This window comes from Halomonas cupida, from assembly GCF_900142755.1.
Taxonomy (GTDB): domain Bacteria; phylum Pseudomonadota; class Gammaproteobacteria; order Pseudomonadales; family Halomonadaceae; genus Halomonas; species Halomonas cupida.
In genome coordinates this window covers 249,773-273,833 of record NZ_FRCA01000005.1, presented here as the reverse complement: position 1 = coordinate 273,833, position 24,061 = coordinate 249,773, and the positions used below count along the sequence as shown (strand labels likewise).

Here is a 24,061-nt window from a genome sequence, read left to right as displayed (position 1 = left end):
CCGATGGCAGCGCCACAGGTTCACGCCTGTAGAGGCTTCAAGCCTGTCGTCTACTCGAACATTGAGTAGGCTGATCAGTGCATTTCGTCTTCTACCGCGTCTTCGGGAAGGTCGGCGATGTCCTCGGACAGGCGCTTGAATTCCCGGTGAAGTTCGATTCCGCGGCGGGCACGCAGATTGCGTTGGGCCGCGGTGCGGGAGCGCCGTTCGTGTTCGGCGACTTCCATGCTCATGAAGATGTCGAGGAGTTCACTCTTGACGGAGGTTAACCGTTCGACATTGCGCATGATCGACTCTCCTTTGCAGTGAATGTGCCGGCATCATGGACGCTGCGCGACACTGCATCTTTTACTATACCGTACTTGACAAAAAGATGACGACAGGGGGCCCAATTCGGCAAGGTCACGCTAAGTTGGCTTGGTTCAGGCCTGTCGGGGCCTGCTCAGAGCGGGGTTGAGCGGTTGGAAACAATCCAGGGGATCGAGCAAGCATTCCCATGCTGCTTGGGGCATACTGCAGACAGGAATGGCGATACATGCCGTGTACACAGTCGTGAAGTCGAGTGATAGGAGTTCAGTGTGAGTCGGGCGCTGTTTGATGAAATGCGACGTCGCATGGAGCACTTCCGGCGCTCCGAGCAGAAGGTGGCACGTTTCGTGTTGCGCAATCCGGAAGAAGTTATCCACATGCGGATCGTCGACCTGGCCACCGAGGCCAAGGTCAGTGAGCCCACGGTGGTGCGTTTCTGTCGTGCCCTGGGCTGCGACGGCTTCCAGGACTTCAAGCTCAAGATGGCGCAGATGCTGGCCGCGGGTAGCCAATTTGCCCAATTCTCGATGAACGACAGCGACTCTGTCGCCGAGTTTTCCCACAGCATTTTCGATTCCACTGTGGGTACACTGCTGTCGATCCGTGATCGGCTCGACAATGAAGGCCTGAACAAGGCGATCAATGCACTGGCCATGGCCAATCGCGTCGAGTTCTATGGTTTTGGCGCCTCGGGAGCCGTGGCTTTCGATGCTCAGCACAAGTTCTTTCGTCTGCAGATTTCCACTGCTGCCTACGCCGATCCGCACATGCAGAATATGTCGGCCGTGACCCTCAAGGAAGGCGATGTGGTGGTGGCCATTTCCCAGACCGGGCGCACCCGTGCCCTGGTGGCCAGCGTCAAGCTGGCACGTGAAGCCGGCGCCACGGTGATTGGCCTGTGTCCCAGTGGCTCGCCGTTGGCTGGGGAGGTCAATCTACCGCTGTATATCGATGTTCATGAAGACACCGAGATCTACACCCCGATGAGCTCACGCATCGCCCACCTGGTGCTGGTTGACGTTCTGGCGGTGGGGGTGGCCAAGACACGCGGCCCGAGACTCGCTGAACAACTCAAATCCGTCAAACGCAGCCTCAACCCACTGCGCTATCCCGAACCGAATGAATAGCTACGAGCTACGAGCACGCTTCGCTCGAGCTTGCCCCCCTACCCCGGCTCTTGTCTGGGATCCATGGGGCGGCACTGATCAGCTCGTGACTCGCGGCTTACGGCCGTAGGCCTCCTCCACTGTCTATCCATCCAGCATCGCTGTGATAGACTGGGCGTCCATTTGCGACCATAGCGATATCTGTCCATGGATGATGTCACGCCGATCATCGACGGCCTCAATTCGGCTCAGCACGAGGCGGTATGCGCCCCGCAAGGCAACATGCTGGTGCTGGCCGGGGCCGGCTCCGGCAAGACACGGGTGCTGGTACACCGCATTGCATGGCTGATGCAGGTCGAAGGCCTGTCGCCCTATGCGGTACTGGCCGTGACCTTTACCAACAAGGCCGCGCGCGAGATGCGTACCCGCCTCGAGGCGGTGCTGAAGATGTCGTTGCGGCATGTCTGGGTCGGTACTTTCCACTCCATCGCCCACCGTCTATTGCGCACTCACTGGCAGGATGCGCGTCTCCCGCAGCATTTCCAGATCATCGATTCCGATGATCAGCTGCGTTTGGTCAAGCGTCTGCTGAAGGATGCCCGGGTCGATGACGAGCGTTTTCCGCCTCGTCAGGTGCAATCGTTCATTTCCGGCTGCAAGGAAGAAGGGTTGCGACCGCATCAGGTAAGAATCAACAGCGATGCCTACGTCGAGCAGATGGTGGCGTTGTACGATACCTATCAGTTGACCTGTGAACGTGGTGGACTGGTCGATTTCGGTGAACTGCTGTTACGCAGCCTCGAGCTGTTGCGCGACAATCCAGCGTTGCTGGCACACTATCAGGAGCGCTTCGGCCATGTGCTGGTCGATGAGTTCCAGGATACCAACACCCTGCAGTATGCCTGGCTCAAGCTGCTGACCGGCCAGCGCACCCCGATGACGGTGGTGGGTGATGACGACCAGTCGATCTATGGCTGGCGTGGTGCACGGGTCGAGAACATTCGCCGTTTCGAGGAGGAGTTTTCCGATACCCGCACCGTACGCCTTGAGCAGAACTATCGCTCGACCAGCGCCATCCTCGAGGCAGCCAATACCCTGATTCGTCAGAACTCCGACCGCATGGGCAAGGAGCTGTGGACAGCAGGGGAGCGTGGCGAGCCGATCTCGGTGTATGCCGGCTTCAACGATATGGATGAGGCACGCTTCATCGTCGATACCATCAAGGAGAAGGTCGATGAGGGCTTCAACCGCCGTGATATCGCCATTCTCTACCGCTCCAATGCCCAGTCGCGGATCCTCGAGGAAACCCTGATTCGTCAGGGCATGCCCTATCGCATCTACGGTGGTCACCGCTTCTATGAGCGTCTCGAGATCAAGAATTCGCTGGCCTATCTGCGTCTATTGCTCAATCGTGATGATGACGCCTCGCTGGAGAGGGTCATCAATGTGCCGGCGCGAGGGATCGGCACCCGCACGGTCGAGATCCTGCGTGAGCGCGCGCGCCACGCGGAAGCCTCACTGTGGCAGGCCCTGCATGACTCACTCGCTGATGGCTCGCTGAAAGGCCGGGCAGCAACGGCACTCAAGGCTTTTGCCGACTTGATCGATGGCCTCGATGACGAGGTGTCCAGCCTCGAGCTGCACCAGATCATCGAGGTGATCAATGAACGCTCGGGATTGATCGAACACCATCGCAACGAAAAGGGCGAGAAGGGCCAGGCGAGGGTAGAGAACCTGGAGGAACTGATCAATGCAGCGCGGGCCTTCGTCCACGGGGAAACGGCGCAGGACGATGTCGAGATCGGTGAAGGCATGGCGGCGCTCGAGGCCTTTCTTGCCGAGGCTGCACTCAACGCCGGTGAGCACGAAGCTGATGAGTTCGAGGACAGTGTGCAGTTGATGACGCTGCACTCGGCCAAGGGGCTGGAGTTTCCGGTGGTGTTCATCGCTGGGGTGGAAGAAGGACTCTTTCCCCATCGCATGTCGCTGGAAGAGCCGGGTCGACTCGAGGAAGAGCGACGCCTGTGTTACGTGGGCGTGACGCGCGCCATGCGCAAGCTCTACCTGACCCATGCCGAGATACGCCGTATGCATGGCAAGGAAACCTTCCAGCGACCGTCGCGCTTCCTGCGCGAATTGCCGGAGTCGCTGCTCGAGGAAATCCGCCTGCGTGGCCAGGTATCACGGCCGGTCACAGCCAGGCCCACGCCGTCGCGCTGGCAGCAGGCTGGTATCGAGGCCAGCGACGGTCTCCCGGCGCTGGCGCTGGGTCAACGTGTCTCCCATCCAGTATTCGGCGATGGGGTCATTCTCAATGCCGAAGGCCAGGGGGAGCGGGCTCGTGTGCATGTCAGCTTCGAGGACGAAGGTGACAAGTGGCTGGTGCTGGGCTTTGCCAAACTGACTCCGCTGTAACGCCACACCAGGGTGTCGTCGTCGGCGGCGCTCGCTTGCAGGCTGATTTCAGTTTCCCGCATACTGCCTGGCGGACATTGCGCCGCTGGAGCGATGCGGCGCTGATGTTCTAGTGTGGTGTCCCGCAAGTTCATCGTGTTTCAGAACCATCAGGTGCCGTTGGGGCACGTGGTCCAGCACCCTGGCGTGTTCCGCCGTTCATATCGACTATATGGACCAGGGACACAACACAGCACCAGCGGCACCTGATGGCTCCCACGGGGCGCGCCATACCGGGCCGCTGGCGGTGTTGCCGCTTTTGGAAAGGGTAGTAGCCATTCCCTGCAAGCGGCGTCTGGCCATCGACCCGGTATGACGCGCTGAAATCATGCCAACTTGTGGAACGCCACACTAGGTCAACAATAACCTCAGGAGCACGCCCCATGGAACGCCGTTCCTTTCTCAAGACCGCCGGCATTGGCGCTGCCGGTGTTGCCGCCGCCCCCTTCGTCAACACCGCCAGCGCCCAGGAAACCATTACCTGGAACATGGTGACGTCCTGGCCGAAGAACTTCCCCGGGCTGGGAACTGGAGCCAACGATCTCGCTGACCGTATCGAGCGTATGTCCGGTGGACGTATGCGCATCAAGGTACACGGCGCCGGTGAGATGGTACCGGCACTGGAAGTGTTCGATGCCGTCTCTCAGGGGACCGCGGAGATGGGCCATTCCGCCTCCTATTACTGGCGTGGCAAGGTCGCGGCATCACAGTTCTTCACCGCGGTGCCGTTCGGCATGACCACCACCGAGACCAATGCCTGGCTGTACCATGGTGATGGCCAGAAATTGTGGGATGAGCTCTACGCTCAGCACAACCTCAAGCCCTTCCCGGTGGGCAACACCGGAACCCAGATGGCTGGTTGGTTCAAGAAGGAAATCAACTCCCTCGACGATATGCAGGGGCTCAAGCTGCGCCTGCCGGGCCTGGCCGGGGAAGCGATGAGTGACATCGGTGTCTCGACCCTGACTATCCCCGGCAGTGAGATATTTACCTCGCTGCAGACCGGCGTGCTCGATGCAGCGGACTGGGTTGGCCCCTATAATGACCTTGCCTTCGGTCTGCATCAGGTGGCGGACTACTACTACACTTCGGCGTGGAACGAGCCCAGCGCGGTGCTTGAAGGCACGGTCAATCTGGATGCCTGGAATGCACTGCCGGACGACCTCAAGGCTGTGGTGGCAGAAGCAGCCATGGCCTCGAATCTGGCCATGATCAGCGAGTTTGCGTTGCGCAATGCCGAAGCGCTGAAGACCCTGGTCGAAGAGCATGACGTTCAACTGCGGGCCTTCCCCGAGGATGTCGTCAAGGCGTTGTATGAGTCCTCGCAGAAGGTGCTTCAGCAGCAGGTCGATAGTGACCCCGAGTCGGCACGGATCTTCGAGTCCTACCAGGCCTTCCAGACCCAGGTTCGTGGATTTACTGATGTTGGTGAGTTCGCCTATCTCAAGGTGCGCGAGAGCGTCATCCAGAGCTGACGAGTCGACAGGCAGGGCTCCGTCAGCGGAGTCCTGCCATTCCTTCCCTGCATCCAGTACGGTCATCACCCGCTGATGCTGATCACCTGGTATCGCGCCCTTTCTTCGCTGTCGTGAGATGTCATCGGCCATAGCCATCGTCATGATGATGCTTGTTGTCATGGCCGTGGCTATTGTTGTAACCAATGGTTGCAATCAGGTGTGACGACCATGCTTGTTGTCACCGCCTTGTGGTCATCACCTTGTGGTCATGACAGGGTGTTGTGATGATTCGTCCCTGAGTTATCCGCCTGGTCGTCATGGCCATCCGCTGTTCTGCTGTGGAGGAAGCATGTTGCGATTGCGACGTATCCTGCGTCTTGTGTGTCTGTGCTGCTTCAGCCTGGTCCCTGCCTGGGGCTCGGCAGATGATATCGTTGGCAGCCTGGATACTGTGGGTTCCGACACCATGGCGGAATTGATGCTGCGCTGGGGCGAACTGCTGGGGCAGGAGCATCCCGGCCTGCGCGTGCAGATGCAGGCCAGTGGTTCGGCAAGTGCGCCTACTGCCTTGACGGCGGGTACTGCCCTGATCGGACCGATGTCTCGACCGATGTTCGACGAGGAACGTGCCGACTTCGTCGAGCGCCATGGCTATGAGCCGACGCGTGTTGCAGTGGGACGCGATGCTTTGGTGGTTGTGGTGAATCGTCACAATCCCCTCCGGCAGCTCACGGAGCAGCAGTTGGACGCGATCTTTTCCGATACCCGGCGCTGTGGTGCCGAAGCGGAAATCACGCACTGGCAGCAGTTGGGGCTGGAGTTTCCCGCCGGCCGCATTCACCTGTACGGGCGCAACGCAGTGTCCGGTACCCATGGGTTATTTCGTCGCAAGGCACTGTGCAATGGTAATTTTCGGGTAACGGTCAGTGCGGCTCCAGGGTCGGCAGCAGTGGTCGCAGCGGTGGGAGCGGACCCTGGGGCCATTGGCTATGCTGGTCTCAACCACCTGACGGCTGATGTACATACCCTGGCCATCGGGCCGCAGGGGGCCGCAGTCAGTCCTGGTCCTCAAACCCTGCGCAATGAGCGTTATCCACTGGCGAGGGAGTTGCTGCTCTACGTCAATAGTCCCCCGAATCGCCCTCTGCCACCACCGGAACAGGCGTTGCTGGATCTGATTCTGTCGCCGCGAGGACAACAGGTGGTGGCCGAATTGGGATTTGTTGCTCTACCGGTCCCCGAACTGGAGGTACAGCGACAGCTTCTCGGCCTGGCCCCCTTCGGGGCTGTGGAGAGTTCGCCAGGCAGTTCCTGACGACCCGGCGGTTTCGTGGGCCATGGGCTGTCATGTGTCTGTCATGAAATTGCCTTAACTTTGCTATATGAACCCGGTCGCTGACTTCCATGCCTGATACGCCTACGTCCGACTTTTCGGCGCAGAGCCCACTGCATTCTCACCGCTATCGCCAGCGGCGTGATCGGCTGGCCAGAGCCCTGATCACCGCTGGCGGCATTGGGGTGCTGTTGGCGGTATTGGCCATCGGCGTGTTTCTGGCCGTGGAAGTCCTGCCTCTGTTTCTGCCGTTCTCCAGTACGGCCCCTGAGCTGGAACTATCCGCACTGTGGCAGGCTCAACCCTACGCTGATGGCCTCGAGTATCGCTGGCTGCCCTATCGTCTGGACGAAGGGGAAGCGGCCTATGTCAGCCTGGTCCCGCTGGCCTGGGGGACGCTGGAAGCCGCTGCCTGGGCGCTGGTGTTGGCGGTGCCGCTGGCGCTGGGGGCTGCCATCCACTCCAGCCTGTATATGTCACGGCCACTGCGCGCGCGGATCAAGCCCACCCTCGAGCTGATGGAAGCGATGCCTGGCGTGGTACTGGGCTTCATTGCTGGATTGGTTCTTGGCCCCTGGGTCGAACAGCATCTGGCGATCGCCCTGACGACGGTGCTGTTGCTGCCGTTGGGAGTGATTGTGCTGGCCGGCGTTCGCCGCTGCCTGCCGAGTAGCTGGCGGCTGGTATTGTCATTGCGCTGGGCCTCGATGTGGTTGATTCCCTGGTTGATCGTACTGGTATGGCTGGCCCATTGGCTGGCACCACTGCTGGAAGGCTGGTGGTTCGGCGGTGATCTGCGCTTGTGGGTCGAGACGCAATTGGGGTGGGATGTCGAGGCTCGCAATGCACTGATCCTCGGGCTGGCCATGGGCTTTGCGGTGATGCCGGGTATCTATGCGCTGGCCGAAGAAGCGCTGGTGGATGTGCCGCGTGATCTTTCCGATGGCGCTCAGGCAATGGGGGCGACGCGTTGGCAGACGCTGACACGGGTTGTGTTGCCGGTGGCCTGGCCGGGTATCTTCTCGGCGGTGATGATCGGAGCAGGACGCGCCGTAGGGGAAACCATGATCGTATTGATGGCCAGTGGCAATACCGCGTTGATGAATGGCAACCCTCTGGATGGTCTGCGCTCGCTGGCGGCGAGTATTGCCATTGAGCTGCCCGAGGCTGGTCCTGGTGGCACCCACTATCGTCTGCTGCTCCTCGCTGCCCTGGCATTGTTCCTGTTCACTTTCCTCGTCAATACCCTGGCTGAGCTGGTACGTACTCGGCTGAGACGGCGTTTTCGGATGCTGCGGAGTGACTCATGAATATTCCCGGACATACCGCAGTGCCGCCGGCTCGGTCTGGCCGCTGGCGCGGTGGTGAGGGCCCCTGGGCCTGGTGGTGCGCCATGGCCGTGGCGCTGTCGCTGTTGATGTTGGGAGCTCTGCTGGTGCTGTTGATGAGCCGTGGTCTGGCCAACTTCTGGCCGGCCAGTGTGCATCAACTGACACTGGCAGATGGTAGCCAGGTCATTGGGGTGCCGGTGGAGACTCGCCAGCGACCGGAAGACGCCGGCAGTGAACGTCGTTATTTCACCGCCAACCGTGACGCTTCCGGAGGCATCTGGCGCTGGGTGAACGTCGAGGACATCCGCCAGGACTCCGCACCGGAAGACCTTGTCCATATCAAGCGTATGCGCTGGAGCGACTTCCTGGGCCGACTGGTGGCGGTCAATATTGATGGCAGGCGTTTCGATGGTGAGCTGGCCTGGCAGCGCCTTGAGGAGCGTTTGGACGAGATTCGCCAACAGAGACAGCTGCGCCGTGAACTGGAGGCGACACAAATCATTCCGCTGATTCGCCGCCTGGAAAGCAGCAATGGTCCGGAAAGCAACCATGATCCGGGAAGCAACAGCGATGATGTCCGAATTCACCAGCAGCTCGCTGAACTCCAGCAGCAGGCCCGTGATCTGCAGTCCGGGATGACCGGTGCGGTGCTGATCCTCGAGACCGCCGAGGGACGACGACTTGAGCAGCCTCTCGAGGAAGTCGACACTGTCCTGCGACCCAATGCCATGAGTGCGTGGCAGAAGGTCGGGCGCTGGTCCAGTGGCGTCTGGCAGTATCTGTCCGAGGGGCCGCGTGCAGCGAATACCGCCGGGGGCGTATGGCCGGCCATCTTCGGCACGGTACTGATGGTCATCCTGATGTCGATCCTGGTCACACCCTTTGGTGTGCTGGCGGCGGTCTATCTCAACGAAGTGGCTCATCAGGGGCGACTGACGCGGCTGGTGCGAATCGGTGTCCGCAATCTCGCTGGGGTGCCGTCGATTGTCTATGGCGTCTTCGGACTGGGTGTTTTCGTTTATGGGATAGGGGGCCAGCTGGATGAGTGGTTCTTCGCCGAGACCCTGCCATCGCCGACCTTCGGTACCGGTGGTCTGCTGTGGGCATCGCTGACGCTGGCGCTGTTGACCCTGCCGGTGGTGATTGTAGCCACCGAGGAAGGCCTGGCGAGGATTCCCATGCATCAGCGTGAAGGTGCCCTGGCGCTGGGAGCCACCCACCTGGAGATGCTGACTCGTGTGGTGCTGCCGATGGCGATGCCGGCGATGTTGACCGGCGTGATTCTGGCGGTGGCACGTGCCGCCGGTGAGGTTGCCCCCCTGATGCTGGTGGGCGTGGCCAAATTGGCCCCCCAGGTGCCGCTGGATGGCGAGTTTCCCTGGTTGCACCTGGAGCGCAAGTTCATGCACCTCGGCTATCACATCTACGATGCCGCCTTTCACTCCAGCGATGTGCAGGCGGCGCTGCCGCTGATCTATGCCACAGCGCTACTTCTGGTACTGGTGATCCTGGTGCTTAACCTTACTGCAATATTCTTGCGTCACTATCTGCGCACGCGTCATGGCGCGTTCGCGCGTCAATGAGGCTGGGGAGTTGATGTCCGCCAATCGTAACTCGCAGGATGCCGATATTCAGAGAACTCGGAATGGGGCCATCATGGATTTTCCCACTACCGAGACCAGCCTTGATATCAAGGGGCTGACGCTCGCCTATGATGGCAAGCAGGCGCTCAGGGATCTGACCCTGCGTATTCCTCGCCATCGTGTGACGGCTTTCATCGGTCCCTCGGGTTGCGGCAAGTCCACGCTGTTGCGTGCTCTCAATCGCCTGCATGATCTGAACGAGAGCGTGACCCGGCAGGGCTCTATCCACCTGGAAGGGCACGACATTCATGATCCTCGAGTGGCGGTGGCGGAACTCAGACGACGGGTCGGCATGGTATTTCAGGCGCCCAATCCTTTCCCCATGTCGATCTACGACAATGTGGCCTTTGGTCTGCGTCTGCAGGGAGGTTTGAGCAAGCGACGTATCGATGATGTGGTCGAATGGGCACTGAAGTCGGCTGCCCTGTGGGATGAAGTAAAGGGACGCCTGAGGGCGTCGGCCTGGTCGCTGTCAGGTGGTCAGCAACAGCGCCTGGTGATTGCCCGCACCCTGGCTGTCGAGCCGGAGGTGCTGTTGCTGGATGAACCGGCGTCGGCACTCGACCCCATTTCAACACTGAAGATTGAGGAACTGATCGGCAACCTGAAGCCGCATCTCACCCTGGTGCTGGTGACTCACAATATGCAACAGGCGGCACGGGTGTCGGATTACACAGCGTTTCTGCATGACGGTGAGCTGGTCGAGTATGGATCAACGGATACTCTGTTCACCCACCCTCGGCTGAGGCGCACCGAGAATTACATTACCGGGCGAATGGTCGGTTGACCCCGCTCGACAGGAGAGACCCATGGATATCACCAGCGATACCCACAGCCAGCATATTTCCCGCCAGTTCAACAATGAACTCGAGGAACTCAAGACCCACCTGATGGCCATGGGTGGGCTGGTCGAGAAGCAGGTTCAGGACGCGGTCAGTGCGCTACTCGACAGTGACTCGTCACTGGCCGAGCGAGTGGTCGACAACGACCGAGCCGTCAATGACATGCAGATCAAGATTGATGACGAGTGCACTCGTGTGCTGGCTCGGCGTCAGCCGGCGGCTTCGGACCTGCGCCTGGTGCTGGCGGTGATCCGTGCTGCTTCCGATCTCGAGCGAATCGGCGACGAAGCCAGCAAGATCGCCCGCAATGCCCTCGAACTCATCGACAGCAACAACGGTACCAGAGGCTTCGTGGAAGTCCGCAATATCAGCGAGCATGTACGTCACATGGTTCGTGATGCACTGACCTCCTTCGCACGTTTCGACACCGAGCTGGCCATGGAAGTGGTACAGGAAGACGAGCGCGTCGATAGCGAGTATCAGAGTGCCATGCGTGCGCTGATGACCTTCATGATGGAGGATGCGCGCTCGATTTCCTCGGTACTGGGTGTAATGTGGATCCTGCGAGCTCTGGAGCGTATCGGTGACCATGCCAACAACCTGGCCGAGTATGTCATCTATCTGGTCAAGGGACTGGATATCCGCCATACCGATCCGGAAGACCTCGACCATGACGCCATTACAGGACCCCGTAATGGCAACAAGGCGTAGGCGACTCTTGACCTCTGAGGCATAAGCGGCGTCAATAGGCCCGCCCCCATGGGACGGTGCCATGCCAGTGTCCCTGCGGGCCATCGTCACAGACGATGGCCCGTTGTCGTTGTCGTTGTCGTTGTCGTTGTCGATGTTTGTGCTGTCGATGTTGTTGCGCTGTGGGGGTGTGAATGTCTTGCCAAGGATATGTGACATGTTGAACGCTATGGATGCCATGCGACGCGGTACTCGCCTGGTCTACAGTCGCGGATTGCGGCGCTATGTCTTCCTGCCGATCCTCATCAATCTACTGGTCTATGCGGCGATGTTCGGCTATGTGCTGAGTGAGTTCGGTGGTTGGCTGGAAAGCTGGATGGCCATGGTACCGGGCTGGTTGAGCTGGCTGGAATGGCTGATCTGGCCGTTGTTTGTGGTCAGCCTGGTGTTGATCGTGTTCTTTTCCTTCACCCTGGTGACACACCTGATCGCTGCGCCCTTCTATGGCTTTCTGGCAGCACGTGCCGAGGTCGAGTTGACCGGAAGGGAACCGCTCGATGACCGCGGTTGGCTGAAGACCGGTGTTGATGCTCTGGGGCGTGAGATGGTCAAGCTGGCGTATATTCTTCCGCGCATGATCGCGCTGTTCATCTTCAGTTGGATCCCGGTACTGAATCTGGTCGCACCGCTGTTGTGGGCCATGTTCACCGCCTGGGTCATGGCCATCACCTATCTCGATTACCCGATGGACAACAACAAGGTCAGCTTCCGCGACATGCGCCAACGGCTGTCGGCTCGCTGGTGGCCGAGTCTCAGTTTCGGCGGTCTGGTGACACTGGTCACCTGGATCCCGCTGGCCAACCTGTTTCTGCTGCCGGGAGCCGTGGCAGGCGCGGTGCTGATGTGGGATCAGCATTATCGACAACTTCCGGCCGTGACCCATCAGAAGGGCAGGAACTGAGACCTGGCTATAACTTGTGAAACACCACACTATTAACTCGGCATGCTTTTATGTTGGGTTAATGGCGACACAGGGACGTGTCGCCGTCGGCCATCAGGCCGACGCGAGGCCGCACCACACCAGCAGATCCGCGCATCTGCGCCAGTGTGGTGCGGACGACAATCAAATCGATCAGGATGAGCTATTTGATTGCCATGTTAATAGGCTTCGCGGCGCAGGTGCTCGTCATTGGCGGCGGCATCAACCAGTCTCTGGGGCGGGAAGACGCAGCGGAAGATAGCTCCCTCACCGGGTCTCGAGCTGATGTCCAGGTGAGCGTTGTGGCGAAGCAGTACATGCTTGACGATCGCCAGCCCCAGGCCAGTGCCGCCGGTGGCCGTACTGCGGCCCTTGTCGACGCGATAGAAGCGCTCGGTGAGGCGTGGGATATGGCGAGGGTCGATGCCCTCACCATCATCCTCGACCTCGAAGCAGGCGCCGCCCTGACAGGAACGCCAGCGTAGCTGGATGGTGGCGCCGTCACCGGCATAGCGCACGGCATTGAAGGCGAGGTTGGACAACGCGCTGTGAACTTCCTTTTCGCTACCCCAGAGGGCGTGCGGATCCTCGACACTGATCTCGATCTGCTGACGGTCGCTGGATAGCGCCAGGGCATCGCGTTGTACGGCCTGCAACAGGCTGTGTGGGTCGAGACGCACATGGTCACTGCCGCCCTGATCATTCTCCAGTCGCGACAGCAGCAGCAGGTCATTGACCAGGTTCTGCATGCGTTGCGTCTGGCCCTGCATCTGGTCGATACCGCGTGCCAGCCGTTCCGGCAGCATCGTCGACAGATCGCTGTAGGTCTCCAGATAGCCGGTAAGGACCGTCAATGGCGTGCGCAGCTCGTGGGAGACGTTGGCCACGAAGTCCCTGCGCATCTGTTCGAGGCGGTGCAGGCGGGTGATATCTCGGGCCATCAGCAGTCGTTCGTCGTCACCGTAGAGAGTGATCTGAAACTGCAGCATCATGTTTTCGTCGATGGGCGAGGCCAGGGTCAGCGGTTCACGGTAGTCACGGCCGTTGAAGTAGCCCACAAAGCGGGGGTCGCGCATCAGGTTGGTGATGTGCTGGCCACGATCCAGCGCCGGTTTGAGTCCGAGCATGCGCTCGGCGGCACTGTTCCACCATTCCAGATCACCATGGCGGTCGAGCATCACCACGCTGTCGCGCATGGCCTCGGACGACTCCTGAATGCGTTGCAGCGTCGAGCGCAGGCGTCGCTGGGTGATGCGTTGCCCTTTCTGGTAGCGGTACAGGCGATCGAACAGCTCGCCCCAGATGCCGCTGGAAGTCGGTGGTTCCTGCTGCGGGCGATACCTCAGCCAGTCATGCAGAGCATGCAGCTGACGTAGATGATGAGCGAGCATCAATGCAAGGCCGACGATGATGCCCCAGGCGGTCAGTGAAAACGGCCAGCCGAGCAGAGCACCGGTCGTTACCAGTGCCGTCAGTCGCCATAATTCGCGTCGCCAGAGAAGTCCCACTAGTACCCCTTCAAGGTGATTCGGCCCCTACACCTTGGCGGAGAAGCGGTAGCCGGTGCCGCGGACCGTCTGAATCAGTTGCTGATGCGGCTCTCCGAGTGCCTTGCGCAGACGTCGGATATGAACATCCACGGTGCGCTCCTCGACATAGACATTACCCCCCCACACCTGATCGAGCAGTTGGCCTCGGGTGTAGGCGCGTTCCTGATGGGTCATGAAGAACTGTAGCAGGCGATACTCGGTTGGGCCCATGTCCAGTGACTTGCCATCGACGCTGACACGATGGCTGACCGGATCCAGCATCAGGCCTTCCACCTCGACCGGGTCTTCAATACCACGTGGTGTCGCTCGGCGCAGAACCGCCTTGAGGCGGGCCACCAGCTCACGGGGCGAGAACGGTTTGGTGATGTAATCGTCGGCGCCGGCGTCGAGTCCCTGGATCTTGTTGTCTTCCTCACCCTTGGCGGTGAGCATGATGATCGGCAGTTCCGCTGTGGTTTCCTCGCGCTTGAGGCGACGGGCCAATTCGATGCCGCTGGTACCGGGCATCATCCAGTCAAGCAGCACCAGGTCGGGCTGGTGGTCGACGATGATGGCATGCGCGGATTGGGCATTATCGGCCTCGAGCACGCGATAATCAGCCATTTCCAACGCCACAGCGATCATCTCGCGGATAGGCGCTTCATCATCGACGATAAGAACGGTCTTGGCGGTCATCCCGGGGCCTCATGAGTCAGGGGCGTCAAAAACTCGTTGACGATGACAGCATTTAATTATGACATTCCAGTTACAGTATATGCAGAAACGGGGCTCTGGTTGACCGTCATCTGCTCTCCAGAGCCGAATCCACGCGGCTTTCTCGATATGGTCTCGATTGAGGTGGCCCGGGCTCATATCGGGCGCAGCCGCGATAATCTCAGGGCGTGAGGTCGGGATACAGGCTCAGCGCCAGCCCTGCAAACACCAACATGCCGGACCAGTGATTGTTGAGAAAGGCCTGGAAACAGCGGTCGCGATCACGGTCACGAATCAGCCGCTGCTGGTGCAGAAAAGTGGCCGCCATGGCGGCAAGGCCCAACCAGTAGAAGCCCCCGAGCTGAAGCAGCACTCCCGCCCAGATCAGCAGTGCCAGGGTGGCCAGTTGCAGCAGACCGATGATCAGGCAGTCGTAACGCCCGAACAGCACTGCCGTTGATTTGATTCCTACCTTGAGATCGTCATCGCGATCGACCATGGCGTACTGGGTGTCGTAGGCCACCGTCCACAACACATTGGCGGCAAACAGCAGCCAGGCGACCGGAGGCACTTCGCCGAGTACCGCCCCGAAGGCCATGGGAATCGCCCAGGAGAAGGCCGCGCCCAGCACCACCTGCGGGAAGTGGGTATAGCGCTTCATGAAGGGATAGCTGGCGGCCAGGGCTGCACCGACAAGTGACAACCAGACGGTGAAGCCGTTGGTGAACCACACCAGTACGAAGGCAGCAATCAGCAGAGTAGCAAACAGCGCCCTTGCCTCACCTTCAGAGATGCGCCCAGTGGCCAGAGGGCGATTCCGGGTGCGCTTGACGTGGCCATCGAAGTGGCGATCCGCGTAGTCGTTGACCACACAGCCGGCCGCACGCATCAGATAGACCCCTACGACGAAGATCAACAGCGTGTTGCGCGCCGGAATGCCTTCGGAGGCGACCCATAGCGCCCATAGCGTCGGCCACATCAACAGCCAGGTGCCGATGGGGCGGTCAAGACGCATCAAGGCAAGGAAGTCGGGGAAACGTGTCAACAGCCCCGTCGGGCGCAGCAGGGATCGATCCATCTGGCTATCTCATGGTTGGCTGCCTGGTTGATCGATAAGTTGATGATCAACAGGGCTTGAACGGAACTTGCATCACACTATCGCGGCAGGTCCGACTTGGCCAGTATCGCCGGAACCCTGGTGTGACGTCCCGGACGCCACACCAGGGTCAGGGGGCCAGGCACAGCTCTTCGCACATCCGGGGCAGAAAGGCCTCCTGGACCAATACGGCCCAGCCGCCATGGTGAAATACCGAGCGGCGCTGCCAGATACCTGTTTCGCCCTGGATCGGGCGGGGGGACTGGCAGACTTCGATGGGACTGCGCTGCAGGTCCGGCTGGCGAAACAGCCAACTGCCCAGTGACGTCTCGCCGAGACCGGCGAAGGGAGCCGAGCGCCTGGGTATCAAGGGCGCCACCGAGCGAGCCACTACCCAGGGTTGACCACCGACACACAATGCCACCTCTCGCAGCCAGGTGCGGCGCCCGTCCACCAGACCGAGCGCGGCTGCTTCGTCGTAGTACGGCTGACCGCTGCGTTCATCGAGCAGGCGGACTTCGAAATGACGCTCTCCAGCAGCCTGAATCAGTCGCTGGGTCAGAGAATCTCGTGAGGCTACCCAGTGCCACCAGCCTTCGCTCATCCTGGGGCGAGCGGCCGCCAATGGCTGCCATCGAGGGTCCTGTGTCATTGCGCTGTCCAAACCTCATGTCACTCGCACCACACGTATTCACATATGGCGCCGGTTCACTTTCTGATCAGGTGTTTCCTCGGCCAATACGCCGATACCGCCACATGCAGCGAGGCGGAGGGGGCGTTAGTGTACCATGTGGCACACACAGGAATGGCCCAGGCGGGCTACTGCCAGCCTGCAAGGATCCGAGGAAGCAAGATGCAAGCACCCCTGACGATTATCGGCACTGGTATGGCGGGTATTGGACTGGCCCGTCAACTGCGTGCGCTGGGAAATGAGCGGCCAATCACTCTGATTACTGCCGATAGTGGCGATGATTATTCCAAGCCGCTGCTGTCCACTGGGTTTGCCAAGCGCCTGCCGCCACAGCGTCTGGCCATGCGATCAGCGCTGGAGGTGGCGGACCAGCTCAATGCCGTCGTGCGTACTCGGACCCGTGTCGACGCCATCGATACCGATGCCCGGCAATTGTTGATCGGTGAGGAACGTCTGGCCTGGTCAGACCTGGTGCTGGCCACAGGGGCCGTACCCTGCCCGCCCTTTGAAGTGCCGACGGCTCTGGCTGGCCGGATATTCTCGATCAATGACCTTGATGACTATCGTGCCTTTCATGCCGCACTTGAGGCGCTGGGGCGCCCGGCGCGGGTGGCCATTATCGGCCTGGGCCTGGTGGGCTGTGAATTCGCCAATGATCTGCACGCCGGAGGGCATCAGGTGACGTTGGTGGGGCCCGAACAGGCTCTGTTGCCGCGTTTGCTGCCTGAACCGCTGGGGCAGGCACTGGGGCGTGCTTTTGCTGCGTCGGACATCGAGGTGCGTTACCAGCGGCTGGTGACGAGGGTCGACGAGGAAGGGGGACAAGCGGTATTGGTGCTGGATGATGGACAGCGCCTGGAGGCCGATCTGGTGCTGGTGGCAACGGGCTTGAAACCTCGCACCGAGCTGGCTGTTGAAGCAGGACTCCAGGTGGGCAGCGATGGCATCCAGGTTGATCGACGGCTGTCCACCAGTGTGCGTCATGTGCATGCGCTGGGCGATGTGGCTTGTGTGCAGGGCATCAATGCCATGTATATTCAGCCCTTGCAGGCTGCCGTGAAGGCGCTGGCTGCGACGCTCAATGGTACACCGACAGCGGTCTCCTACGGCGCCTGGCCGGTGCTGGTCAAGACGCCGCTGTTGCCGGTGGTATCGCTGCCTCCCGTGCATGGTCGGGTGCACTGGCGAATCGAGGCCGATGGTGAGGACATGACGGCGTTGGCGGAAGATGATCAGGGGCAATTGCAGGGGTTTGCATTGACGGGAAGCTGCGTTCGTCGGAAAGTCGAACTGGCGCGGGCGGCCCAGCCGTTGCTAGGCTAGATTCGTCAACGGTGCGGATTGGTATGGATTCTGATGCCCCGTTGAGAGCGTCTATCTTCTATCGTACTTGTCGTCTCTGCTCGCCGAGAGTCGATTGGGCACGATAGAAAGTGGATCTACTTAAGTACTCGAAGGTATAACAATGACACCGGTGTCATCACACCGGTGGCAAGCCAAACTCAGGAGGGCTGTATGCGCAAGCCAGAACTCGCCGCGGCGATTGCCGAGCGTGCCGATCTTTCCAAGGACAAGGCCAGCCAGGTGCTCAACGTCATTCTCGACGAGATCACCGGCAGTGTTTCTCAGGGAAATGATGTCGCGCTGATCGGTTTCGGTACCTTCACTGTGCGCGAGCGTGCTGCCCGCACCGGCAAGAACCCCCAGACCGGCAAGCCGCTGAAGATTCCAGCGAGCAAGACGGTCGCTTTCCGTCCCGGCAAGGGGCTCAAGGACGCTGTCGCCAAGTAGTGAGAGCTGAAGGTAGTCTCAGCTTTACCCCAATGCTCGCCGCCCCTGCCCCCGGGACCGGCGATGCACGCGGCCCGGGTCACCGGGCCGTGTATTTCTCTTTCCGGCCTGACATCTCGAGGCCCTGATATCCCGAGGTACCATGACGCTGAAATTCATGCTGTGGTTATTGGCGGTAATGCTCAAGCGAGCACGACGGCGCAAGGCACGCTTTCGTGAGCAGCTTGAACAGATCGATGGGCTCGATTGGGGAATCGCCACCGAGGACCTGAGCATCGCGCGTTACTACCGCATGAATCACCGTGCTATCGATTCCGCGGCGGGCCTGCCGGTGGATCTCGACCTCGAACTGCGTTTCCAGGATGCCGACAGCGCCGTCAAGGTATTACGCCGCCCGAGTCCGACCACCTTCCGCAATGCATTGATGGAAGGCAGGTTACGCGTGGTGGGCGACTCTCGGGATCTGGATAGGCTGCAGCGTCTGCTGAAGCATCTCTGAGCTACGAGCTACGAGCTACGAGCTACGAGCTACGAGCTACGAGCTACGAGCTACGAGCTACGAGCTGGCACATGTTCGTTCCCGACGAACATGCACACTTCCCACATCCATGTGGGTCGCGAGCTACAAGCTACGAGTACTATGCCCCCGATTTTGTGGACACCTCATTCCCCACATCCATGCAGGTCGGCTATTCGTGTTCCCGACACGAACACGCACTTCCCACATCCATGTGGGTCGCGAGCTACGAGCACGCTGCGCTCGAGCTTGAGCCCGAGCCCCGAAGAAATGCACGGAATTTCCGGTTTGGCACTGATCTGCTCGTAGCTCGAAGCTAGTGCCTCGGAGCTGGAGCGGCACTGGACAGCTCGGGACTCGACGCTCGCCAGCTTATAGCTTATGCCCCCTACACCTGCCCATAGCGTCCGGCTTCCTCTCCCAACCATCGTCGAATCAATAGCTTGCTGGCATCTGGCTGGGATTCCAGCAGGGCATCGGCCAGTGGTGTGATTCGTGGCAGCAGGTCTGCGTCGCGTTCCAGGTCGGCGATCTTCATCTGGGCCAGTCCTGTCTGGCGGGTGCCGAGCACTTCACCCGGGCCGCGGATCTCGAGGTCACGTTCAGCAATACGGAATCCATCGGTGGTCTCGCGCATTACTGCCAGACGTTGTTTCGAGCTGAGCGACAATGGTGGGTGATAGAGCAGCACGCAGAAACTCTCGGTACTGCCCCGCCCGACGCGACCACGGAGCTGGTGAAGTTGCGAGAGGCCAAGGCGCTCGGGGTTCTCGATGATCATCAGACTGGCATTGGGAACATCGACGCCGACCTCGATGACCGTGGTAGCGACCAATAGATCCAGTTCCCCTGACTTGAAGGCAGCCATTACCTCGCCCTTCTCACTGGCTTTCATGCGCCCGTGAACTAGGCCGATGGCCAGTTCCGGCAAGGCCTCGGCCAGCTCCTCATGGGTCACTTCGGCGGCCTGGCAGGTCATAGCCTCGGACTCCTCGATCAGCGTGCACACCCAGTAGGCTTGACGGCCCTCCGCACAGGCGGTGCGAATACGCTGTATCACCTCTGGACGACGCTCATCCGGGACCACGGCCGTGGTCACCGGGGTACGCCCGGGTGGCAGCTCATCAATGACCGAGACGTCCAGGTCGGCATAGGCACTCATTGCCAGGGTGCGCGGAATGGGGGTGGCGGTCATGACCAACTGGTGCGGAGTCAACCCACCGGCCTCTCCCTTCTCGCGCAAGGCGAGGCGCTGGTGGACGCCGAACCGATGCTGCTCGTCGATGATCGCCAGTCCCAGACGCTGGAAGTGAACATCGTCCTGGAAGATGGCGTGGGTACCGACGATCATTCGTGCCCGTCCATCGGCGATTGCCGCCTTGGTATCGAGCCGAGCCTTGCCCTTGAGCTTGCCCGACAACCAGACCACGTCGATATCGAGTGGTGCAAACCAGTCATGAAAGGCGCGGTAGTGCTGCTCGGCCAGCAGCTCCGTGGGGGCCATGATGGCTGCCTGACAGTCGCCAGCGATGGCTGTCAGGGCTGACATGGCCGCCACCACCGTTTTGCCTGAGCCGACATCACCCTGCACCAGACGCAGCATGGGCGCGGGTCTTGCCAGATCATGGCTGATCTCGTCGAGAACCCGGCGTTGCGCGGCGGTCAGCGAAAACGGTAGCTGAGCGAGAAAACGCGCCTTCAGCCCGCGTCCACTGGGCAGGGCCGGAGCCCCGTCGGTCTGGATACGCAGGCGCACCTCGCGCAGGCTCAATTGGTGAGCGAGCAGCTCTTCCGTGGCGAGTCGTCGAGTGGCCGGGTGTCGGCCCTCACTGAGGGCTTCGGCGTCACTGTCTGGCGGGGGGTGGTGCAGAGTGGTCAGGCAATCGTGCAGGGGAGGCAGATCAAAGCGCTGACGCAGCGTTTCGGGAATGCCATCGGGCAGTGACTCGGGGGCCGCCTCCAACAGCTCCATGGCTTGATCGATCAGGGCTCGCAGGCGCGCCTGGTGCAACCCTTCCGTGGTGGGGTAGATGGGCGTCAGATGGTCTTCCACCGGTGGTTCATTGACGCCGATCAGACGGTATTCCGGATGATATATCTCCAGGCCCGTGGCTCCGGCCCGAGCTTCACCGAAGGCGCGAACCCGCACCCCAGTACGAAACTGCTGTTGTTGGGCTGGAGAGAAATGGAAGAAACGCAGGCTGAGAATGCCGCTGCCATCGCGCATACGTACCAGCAGGCTGCGTCGTCGGCCGCGTACCACATCGGCTGCGGCAACATCACCTTCCACCACCGCTTCGTGGCCGCTGCGCAGTGTCGCGATCGGGGTGATTCGAGTGCGATCCTGGTAACGCAACGGTAGATGAAACAGCAGGTCTGCCACCGTCTCGATCTTCAAGCGTGCCAGCTTCAGGGCCAGCGCTTCGCCGGCTCCCTTGAGTGCCGTGACCGGGCTCTTCAGCTCGATCACGGCGTTTCCGCGTCCTGTTCCGCCGTTCGGCAGCGGGCGATAGCGTCGGTCACCGCATCGATGGCCCTGGGCCGCGGGAAACTGGCACGCCAGGCAATAGCGACGGTGCGTCCGGGGGGATCGTCAAAGGGGCGGCTGGTCAGCAGACCATTTTCGTAGTGGCTGGTACCGATGGCGGATTTCGGCAGCACGGTCACGCCCAGGCCTGAGGCAACCATGTGGCGAATGGTCTCCAACGAACCGCCTTCTGCGGTGAGAGTGTTGCTGGGGTTGTTCAGCTTCTGACTGATGGCCGGGCAGGCTTCGAGGATCTGGTCGCGGAAGCAGTGGCCTTCGCCCAGCAGCAGCAGACGTTCGTCGAGCAGTCGCTCCTTGGCGATTGACTTGCGATTGGACCAGGGGTGATCCGCGGGCATCAGGATCTCGAAGTCCTCGTCGTAGAGGCGCTTGGTGACCACGTCGGTTTCGGTGAATGGCAGTGCCACGATGATGGCATCCAGCTCGCCATTGCGCAGCTTGCGGCGCAGGTTTCCGGTGAAGCCTTCCTCGATGTACAGCGGCATCTGCGGTGCTGCACGCAGCAGCTCCGGAACCAGGTGGGGGAACAGATAGGGGCCGATGGTGTAGATGGCTCCGATCCGCAGCGGGCTGGCAAGTTGGTCGCGTCCAGCAGTGGCCAGTTCCTTGATGGCACTGCTCTGCTCCAGCACTCGCTGTGCCTGCTCGACGATCTTCTCGCCCAGTGGCGTGACCTGCACGGTCGACTTGGAGCGTTCGAAGAGCGCTACCTCGAGTTCTTCCTCGAGTTTCTTCACCGCCACGGACAGAGTCGGCTGTGAAACGAAGCAGCGCTCGGCGGCACGCCCGAAGTGGCGCTCCTGAGCCAAGGTTACGATGTATCTGAGTTCTGTTAGAGTCATGGTGGCGCCTGGCGGCATCCTCGAGTCTGGGGATTGTGCTGCGCGGCGGCATGAATCCGGAGGCACGAGGCTCCGGCTCAGCCCGGTCCTGGTCACGTCACCTACCTTGGCGACCGTTTCACAGGACTCGATAGGGATTTTATATCAGGGGGACGAGGTAAAGGTGAAGACAACGACACTGATTCTCGGCTGCGGTGATATTGGAACAACGCTGGGACGCGAATTGATCGAGCTGGGCCATAAGGTGATCGGCGTGCGGCGTCAGGCTCAACGCCTGGCTGGTACCGGTATCGAAGGTATCAGTGCGGATCTGGGCGATGCCGAGGCCGTTGCCGCTCTGCCCAATGCAGATATTGTAGTGTATGTAGTCAGTGCTGACCGCTTTGAGGAACCGGCCTATCGCGCCGCTTATCCCGATGGGCTTCAGCAGGTTCTGACGACGATGGCTGCGCGCAAGACGCCGCCCAGACACGTCTTCTTTGTCTCCTCCACCAGTGTTTATGCCCAGCGCGATGGTGAGACGGTGGATGAGCAGAGTGCCACGGAGCCCACCGGTTTCTCCGGCGTGCTGATGCGCGAGGCAGAACAGACGCTCATCGAACATGAGCTGCCCGGCACAGTGGTGCGTTTCTCGGGGATCTATGGCCCGGGGCGTGATCGTCTGATTCGTCAGGTCAGCGAGGGCCGCATTGCCCCGGCAACACCTCCGATGTACAGCAATCGCATCCATCGCGACGACTGTGCAGGCGCCATTGCCCACCTGATCGGCAAGGTGATGCAGGGCGAGGAGATCGCGCCGATCTATCTGGGCAGTGATGCCGAGCCGGCGCCGCTCAATGAAGTGATGACCTGGCTGGCTCGCCAGCTCAAGGTGGAGTCCACCGAGATCATCCAGTCACCGCTGCGTCGTCGTGCCAGCAAGCGCTGTGACTGCAGCCTACTGGTCGAAAGCGGCTATCGCTTCCGTTATCCCACCTACCGCGAGGGTTATGCTCACGTGCTCAAGGAAGGCGGCTTCCTCAGCACCGAAAAGGCATGACGTAATGTCTGACTGCCGTGCCTGGCGCGGCAGCATGCTTCACCCGGAAGCGTTCGAGGGCGTCGAAGCCAGTCTGCGGTAGTGGCTGCCATCGGCACTCAACGTCGACTGAATCAGCTCAACTCTTGCGTATGACCAGTGTCGGACCTTGTCCGGGGGAGAGCCTGCCGGGCCACGGCTGGCCTTTCGCAGTAGTGTGATATGGGGGCGGAAGTGGCGGGGCTGATGGTTGATGCCCATGTCATTCAGCCCCTGTGATATCTCCGCCTGCAGCCATTGGAGTGATTCGGGCGTCTGTTGTGGACCGATCCAGATGATGCCGGGGCCGCGGAAATGGCCGAGATGGTCCAGGCTGATGTTTCCCGGGGCAACCTGCATTCTGCCTAGCCACGCGGATAGTGCCCGGGCCTGTTCCTCGCTCTGCTCTCCCAGAAACGCCAGCGTCAGATGCAGGTTGGCCTCCGGGATACGCCGGCCGCCATACACTCGGTGCAGGCGATCCGCCTGAGCACCGAGCTGTCGACGCAGATCGTTGGGTGGCGAGAGAGCGAGAAACAGGCGCATGGCTATACTCTCGGCTACGAGTCTGGCTCAGCTGTGAGCCTGATCAGTCGCCGATGATCATCACTGCTTCGGCTTCGACTTGAACACCCTTCGGCAGAGCACGCACGCCTACGGCAGCACGGGCGGGATAGGGCTTGTGGAAGTACTCCTCCATCACCTTGTTGACGATGGCGAACTGGTCGAGATCGACGAGGTACAGGTTGAGCTTGACGATATCCTGAAGGGAGCCGGCGGCTTCCTCGCAGACGGCCTTGAGGTTGCTGAAGACCTGACGTGCCTGAGCCTCGAAATCCTCGGAGACGACTTCCATGGTCGCCGGATCCAGCGGGATCTGACCTGACAGATAGACAGTGTTGCCAGCCTTGATGGCCTGGGAATACGGGCCGATGGCGGCGGGCGCCTTATCGGTGTTGATGACGGCTTTATTGCTCATTGTGGCCTCCATTGGGTGCTGCCATTTCAGGAATGGCAAAAAAACAGTCACCGGGCCGTCGCCTCTGCGGCGGCCTGCGGTGGGGTTCCAACTGTCACTGCATGGGGCTGGCCTCGATAGCCTGAATACCCCGGTTTTCCGTTGCGCTCTACA

At 60.7% G+C, this 24,061-nt stretch carries 22 protein-coding genes; 13 read left to right on the top strand and 9 right to left on the bottom strand.

From position 1 onward, the window contains the following. Window positions 1-74 precede the first annotated feature (74 nt). Window positions 75-287, bottom strand: a complete 213-nt coding sequence (locus tag BUE38_RS11465; protein WP_073435337.1) for a PA3496 family putative envelope integrity protein — start codon at window positions 285-287, stop codon at window positions 75-77. Between the two features lie 291 nt (window positions 288-578). Between BUE38_RS11465 and hexR the strand changes: the two genes are divergently transcribed. The 9 genes from hexR to cysZ all read left to right on the top strand — a co-directional run bounded on the left by hexR (window position 579) and on the right by cysZ (window position 12,126). Next, complete coding sequence (gene hexR, locus BUE38_RS11460; protein ID WP_073435336.1) at window positions 579-1,436, top strand: transcriptional regulator HexR; 858 nt, start codon at window positions 579-581, stop codon at window positions 1,434-1,436. 186 nt (window positions 1,437-1,622) lie between these two features. Then, entirely contained in the window at window positions 1,623-3,830 is a 2,208-nt protein-coding gene (gene uvrD, locus BUE38_RS11455; protein WP_073435335.1) for a DNA helicase II, read from the top strand. 422 nt (window positions 3,831-4,252) lie between these two features. Next, window positions 4,253-5,344, top strand: a complete 1,092-nt coding sequence (locus BUE38_RS11450) for a TRAP transporter substrate-binding protein (protein WP_073435334.1) — start codon at window positions 4,253-4,255, stop codon at window positions 5,342-5,344. Between the two features lie 331 nt (window positions 5,345-5,675). After that, the gene (locus tag BUE38_RS11445) at window positions 5,676-6,641 is read left to right on the top strand and encodes a phosphate ABC transporter substrate-binding protein (RefSeq protein WP_073435333.1); all 966 of its coding nucleotides are present in this window, start codon (window positions 5,676-5,678) and stop codon (window positions 6,639-6,641) included. An 89-nt stretch (window positions 6,642-6,730) separates the two neighbouring features. Next, on the top strand, window positions 6,731-7,969 hold the full coding sequence (locus tag BUE38_RS11440; protein ID WP_073435332.1) for an ABC transporter permease subunit: 1,239 nt from the start codon (window positions 6,731-6,733) through the stop codon (window positions 7,967-7,969). Then, window positions 7,966-9,573, top strand: a complete 1,608-nt coding sequence (gene pstA / locus BUE38_RS11435; RefSeq protein ID WP_073435331.1) for a phosphate ABC transporter permease PstA — start codon at window positions 7,966-7,968, stop codon at window positions 9,571-9,573. The genes BUE38_RS11440 and pstA overlap by 4 nt, the downstream gene beginning before the upstream one ends. Window positions 9,574-9,646: 73 nt before the next feature. Then, window positions 9,647-10,420 (top strand): phosphate ABC transporter ATP-binding protein PstB, encoded by a 774-nt coding sequence (gene pstB, locus BUE38_RS11430; RefSeq protein WP_234986919.1) that lies wholly within the window; start codon window positions 9,647-9,649, stop codon window positions 10,418-10,420. Between the two features lie 22 nt (window positions 10,421-10,442). After that, window positions 10,443-11,186: a phosphate signaling complex protein PhoU gene (gene phoU, locus BUE38_RS11425; RefSeq protein WP_073435329.1), complete on the top strand. Its 744-nt coding sequence runs from the start codon at window positions 10,443-10,445 to the stop codon at window positions 11,184-11,186. A gap of 196 nt (window positions 11,187-11,382) precedes the next feature. After that, window positions 11,383-12,126, top strand: a complete 744-nt coding sequence (gene cysZ, locus BUE38_RS11420; protein WP_073435328.1) for a sulfate transporter CysZ — start codon at window positions 11,383-11,385, stop codon at window positions 12,124-12,126. A 197-nt stretch (window positions 12,127-12,323) separates the two neighbouring features. Here the strand turns inward: cysZ and phoR are convergent, their stop codons facing one another. The 4 genes from phoR to BUE38_RS11400 form a co-directional block, all read right to left on the bottom strand. Then, window positions 12,324-13,652: a phosphate regulon sensor histidine kinase PhoR gene (gene phoR / locus BUE38_RS11415; RefSeq protein ID WP_073435327.1), complete on the bottom strand. Its 1,329-nt coding sequence runs from the start codon at window positions 13,650-13,652 to the stop codon at window positions 12,324-12,326. A 27-nt stretch (window positions 13,653-13,679) separates the two neighbouring features. Next, complete coding sequence (phoB, locus tag BUE38_RS11410; RefSeq protein ID WP_073435326.1) at window positions 13,680-14,369, bottom strand: phosphate regulon transcriptional regulator PhoB; 690 nt, start codon at window positions 14,367-14,369, stop codon at window positions 13,680-13,682. Window positions 14,370-14,568: 199 nt separating this feature from the next. Further along, window positions 14,569-15,465 carry a 4-hydroxybenzoate octaprenyltransferase gene (ubiA, locus tag BUE38_RS11405; RefSeq protein ID WP_073435325.1) on the bottom strand — a complete coding sequence of 299 codons (897 nt, stop codon included), beginning with the start codon at window positions 15,463-15,465 and terminating at the stop codon, window positions 14,569-14,571. A 148-nt stretch (window positions 15,466-15,613) separates the two neighbouring features. After that, window positions 15,614-16,135, bottom strand: a complete 522-nt coding sequence (locus BUE38_RS11400; RefSeq protein WP_073435324.1) for a chorismate--pyruvate lyase family protein — start codon at window positions 16,133-16,135, stop codon at window positions 15,614-15,616. Window positions 16,136-16,336: 201 nt separating this feature from the next. Between BUE38_RS11400 and BUE38_RS11395 the strand changes: the two genes are divergently transcribed. The 3 genes from BUE38_RS11395 to BUE38_RS11385 all read left to right on the top strand — a co-directional run bounded on the left by BUE38_RS11395 (window position 16,337) and on the right by BUE38_RS11385 (window position 18,464). Continuing rightward, window positions 16,337-17,497 carry an NAD(P)/FAD-dependent oxidoreductase gene (locus BUE38_RS11395; protein ID WP_084541893.1) on the top strand — a complete coding sequence of 387 codons (1,161 nt, stop codon included), beginning with the start codon at window positions 16,337-16,339 and terminating at the stop codon, window positions 17,495-17,497. A 165-nt stretch (window positions 17,498-17,662) separates the two neighbouring features. Further along, complete coding sequence (locus BUE38_RS11390) at window positions 17,663-17,965, top strand: HU family DNA-binding protein (protein ID WP_255320754.1); 303 nt, start codon at window positions 17,663-17,665, stop codon at window positions 17,963-17,965. A gap of 142 nt (window positions 17,966-18,107) precedes the next feature. Continuing rightward, window positions 18,108-18,464, top strand: a complete 357-nt coding sequence (locus tag BUE38_RS11385; RefSeq protein ID WP_073435321.1) for a hypothetical protein — start codon at window positions 18,108-18,110, stop codon at window positions 18,462-18,464. 406 nt (window positions 18,465-18,870) lie between these two features. Here the strand turns inward: BUE38_RS11385 and recG are convergent, their stop codons facing one another. After that, complete coding sequence (recG, locus tag BUE38_RS11380) at window positions 18,871-20,952, bottom strand: ATP-dependent DNA helicase RecG (RefSeq protein WP_073435320.1); 2,082 nt, start codon at window positions 20,950-20,952, stop codon at window positions 18,871-18,873. Further along, on the bottom strand, window positions 20,949-21,872 hold the full coding sequence (locus BUE38_RS11375; RefSeq protein ID WP_073435319.1) for a hydrogen peroxide-inducible genes activator: 924 nt from the start codon (window positions 21,870-21,872) through the stop codon (window positions 20,949-20,951). The genes recG and BUE38_RS11375 overlap by 4 nt, the downstream gene beginning before the upstream one ends. 163 nt (window positions 21,873-22,035) lie before the next feature. Between BUE38_RS11375 and BUE38_RS11370 the strand changes: the two genes are divergently transcribed. Beyond that, complete coding sequence (locus BUE38_RS11370) at window positions 22,036-22,911, top strand: NAD-dependent epimerase/dehydratase family protein (protein WP_073435318.1); 876 nt, start codon at window positions 22,036-22,038, stop codon at window positions 22,909-22,911. Window positions 22,912-22,950: 39 nt separating this feature from the next. On the opposite strand, the gene thpR is transcribed toward BUE38_RS11370, so the two are convergent. Both thpR and BUE38_RS11360 read right to left on the bottom strand, forming a co-directional pair. Continuing rightward, complete coding sequence (gene thpR, locus BUE38_RS11365; RefSeq protein ID WP_073435317.1) at window positions 22,951-23,475, bottom strand: RNA 2',3'-cyclic phosphodiesterase; 525 nt, start codon at window positions 23,473-23,475, stop codon at window positions 22,951-22,953. Between the two features lie 43 nt (window positions 23,476-23,518). Continuing rightward, a complete protein-coding gene (locus tag BUE38_RS11360; protein ID WP_073435316.1) occupies window positions 23,519-23,908 on the bottom strand; it encodes a RidA family protein in 390 nt (129 codons plus the stop codon). Window positions 23,909-24,061: the final 153 nt, after the last annotated feature.

Bases quoted from the DNA above. Each gene is read 5' to 3' on its own strand.
- BUE38_RS11360 (WP_073435316.1), bottom strand. From the start codon at position 23,908: ATGAGCAATAAAGCCGTCATCAACACCGATAAGGCGCCCGCCGCCATC.
- BUE38_RS11400 (WP_073435324.1), bottom strand. From the start codon at position 16,135: ATGACACAGGACCCTCGATGGCAGCCATTGGCGGCCGCTCGCCCCAGG.
- cysZ (WP_073435328.1), top strand. From the start codon at position 11,383: ATGTTGAACGCTATGGATGCCATGCGACGCGGTACTCGCCTGGTCTAC.
- BUE38_RS11465 (WP_073435337.1), bottom strand. From the start codon at position 287: ATGCGCAATGTCGAACGGTTAACCTCCGTCAAGAGTGAACTCCTCGAC.
- thpR (WP_073435317.1), bottom strand. From the start codon at position 23,475: ATGCGCCTGTTTCTCGCTCTCTCGCCACCCAACGATCTGCGTCGACAG.
- BUE38_RS11450 (WP_073435334.1), top strand. From the start codon at position 4,253: ATGGAACGCCGTTCCTTTCTCAAGACCGCCGGCATTGGCGCTGCCGGT.
- uvrD (WP_073435335.1), top strand. From the start codon at position 1,623: ATGGATGATGTCACGCCGATCATCGACGGCCTCAATTCGGCTCAGCAC.
- ubiA (WP_073435325.1), bottom strand. From the start codon at position 15,465: ATGGATCGATCCCTGCTGCGCCCGACGGGGCTGTTGACACGTTTCCCC.
- phoU (WP_073435329.1), top strand. From the start codon at position 10,443: ATGGATATCACCAGCGATACCCACAGCCAGCATATTTCCCGCCAGTTC.
- BUE38_RS11385 (WP_073435321.1), top strand. From the start codon at position 18,108: ATGACGCTGAAATTCATGCTGTGGTTATTGGCGGTAATGCTCAAGCGA.
- BUE38_RS11445 (WP_073435333.1), top strand. From the start codon at position 5,676: ATGTTGCGATTGCGACGTATCCTGCGTCTTGTGTGTCTGTGCTGCTTC.
- pstA (WP_073435331.1), top strand. From the start codon at position 7,966: ATGAATATTCCCGGACATACCGCAGTGCCGCCGGCTCGGTCTGGCCGC.
- BUE38_RS11440 (WP_073435332.1), top strand. From the start codon at position 6,731: ATGCCTGATACGCCTACGTCCGACTTTTCGGCGCAGAGCCCACTGCAT.
- pstB (WP_234986919.1), top strand. From the start codon at position 9,647: ATGGATTTTCCCACTACCGAGACCAGCCTTGATATCAAGGGGCTGACG.
- phoB (WP_073435326.1), bottom strand. From the start codon at position 14,369: ATGACCGCCAAGACCGTTCTTATCGTCGATGATGAAGCGCCTATCCGC.
- BUE38_RS11375 (WP_073435319.1), bottom strand. From the start codon at position 21,872: ATGACTCTAACAGAACTCAGATACATCGTAACCTTGGCTCAGGAGCGC.
- BUE38_RS11395 (WP_084541893.1), top strand. From the start codon at position 16,337: ATGCAAGCACCCCTGACGATTATCGGCACTGGTATGGCGGGTATTGGA.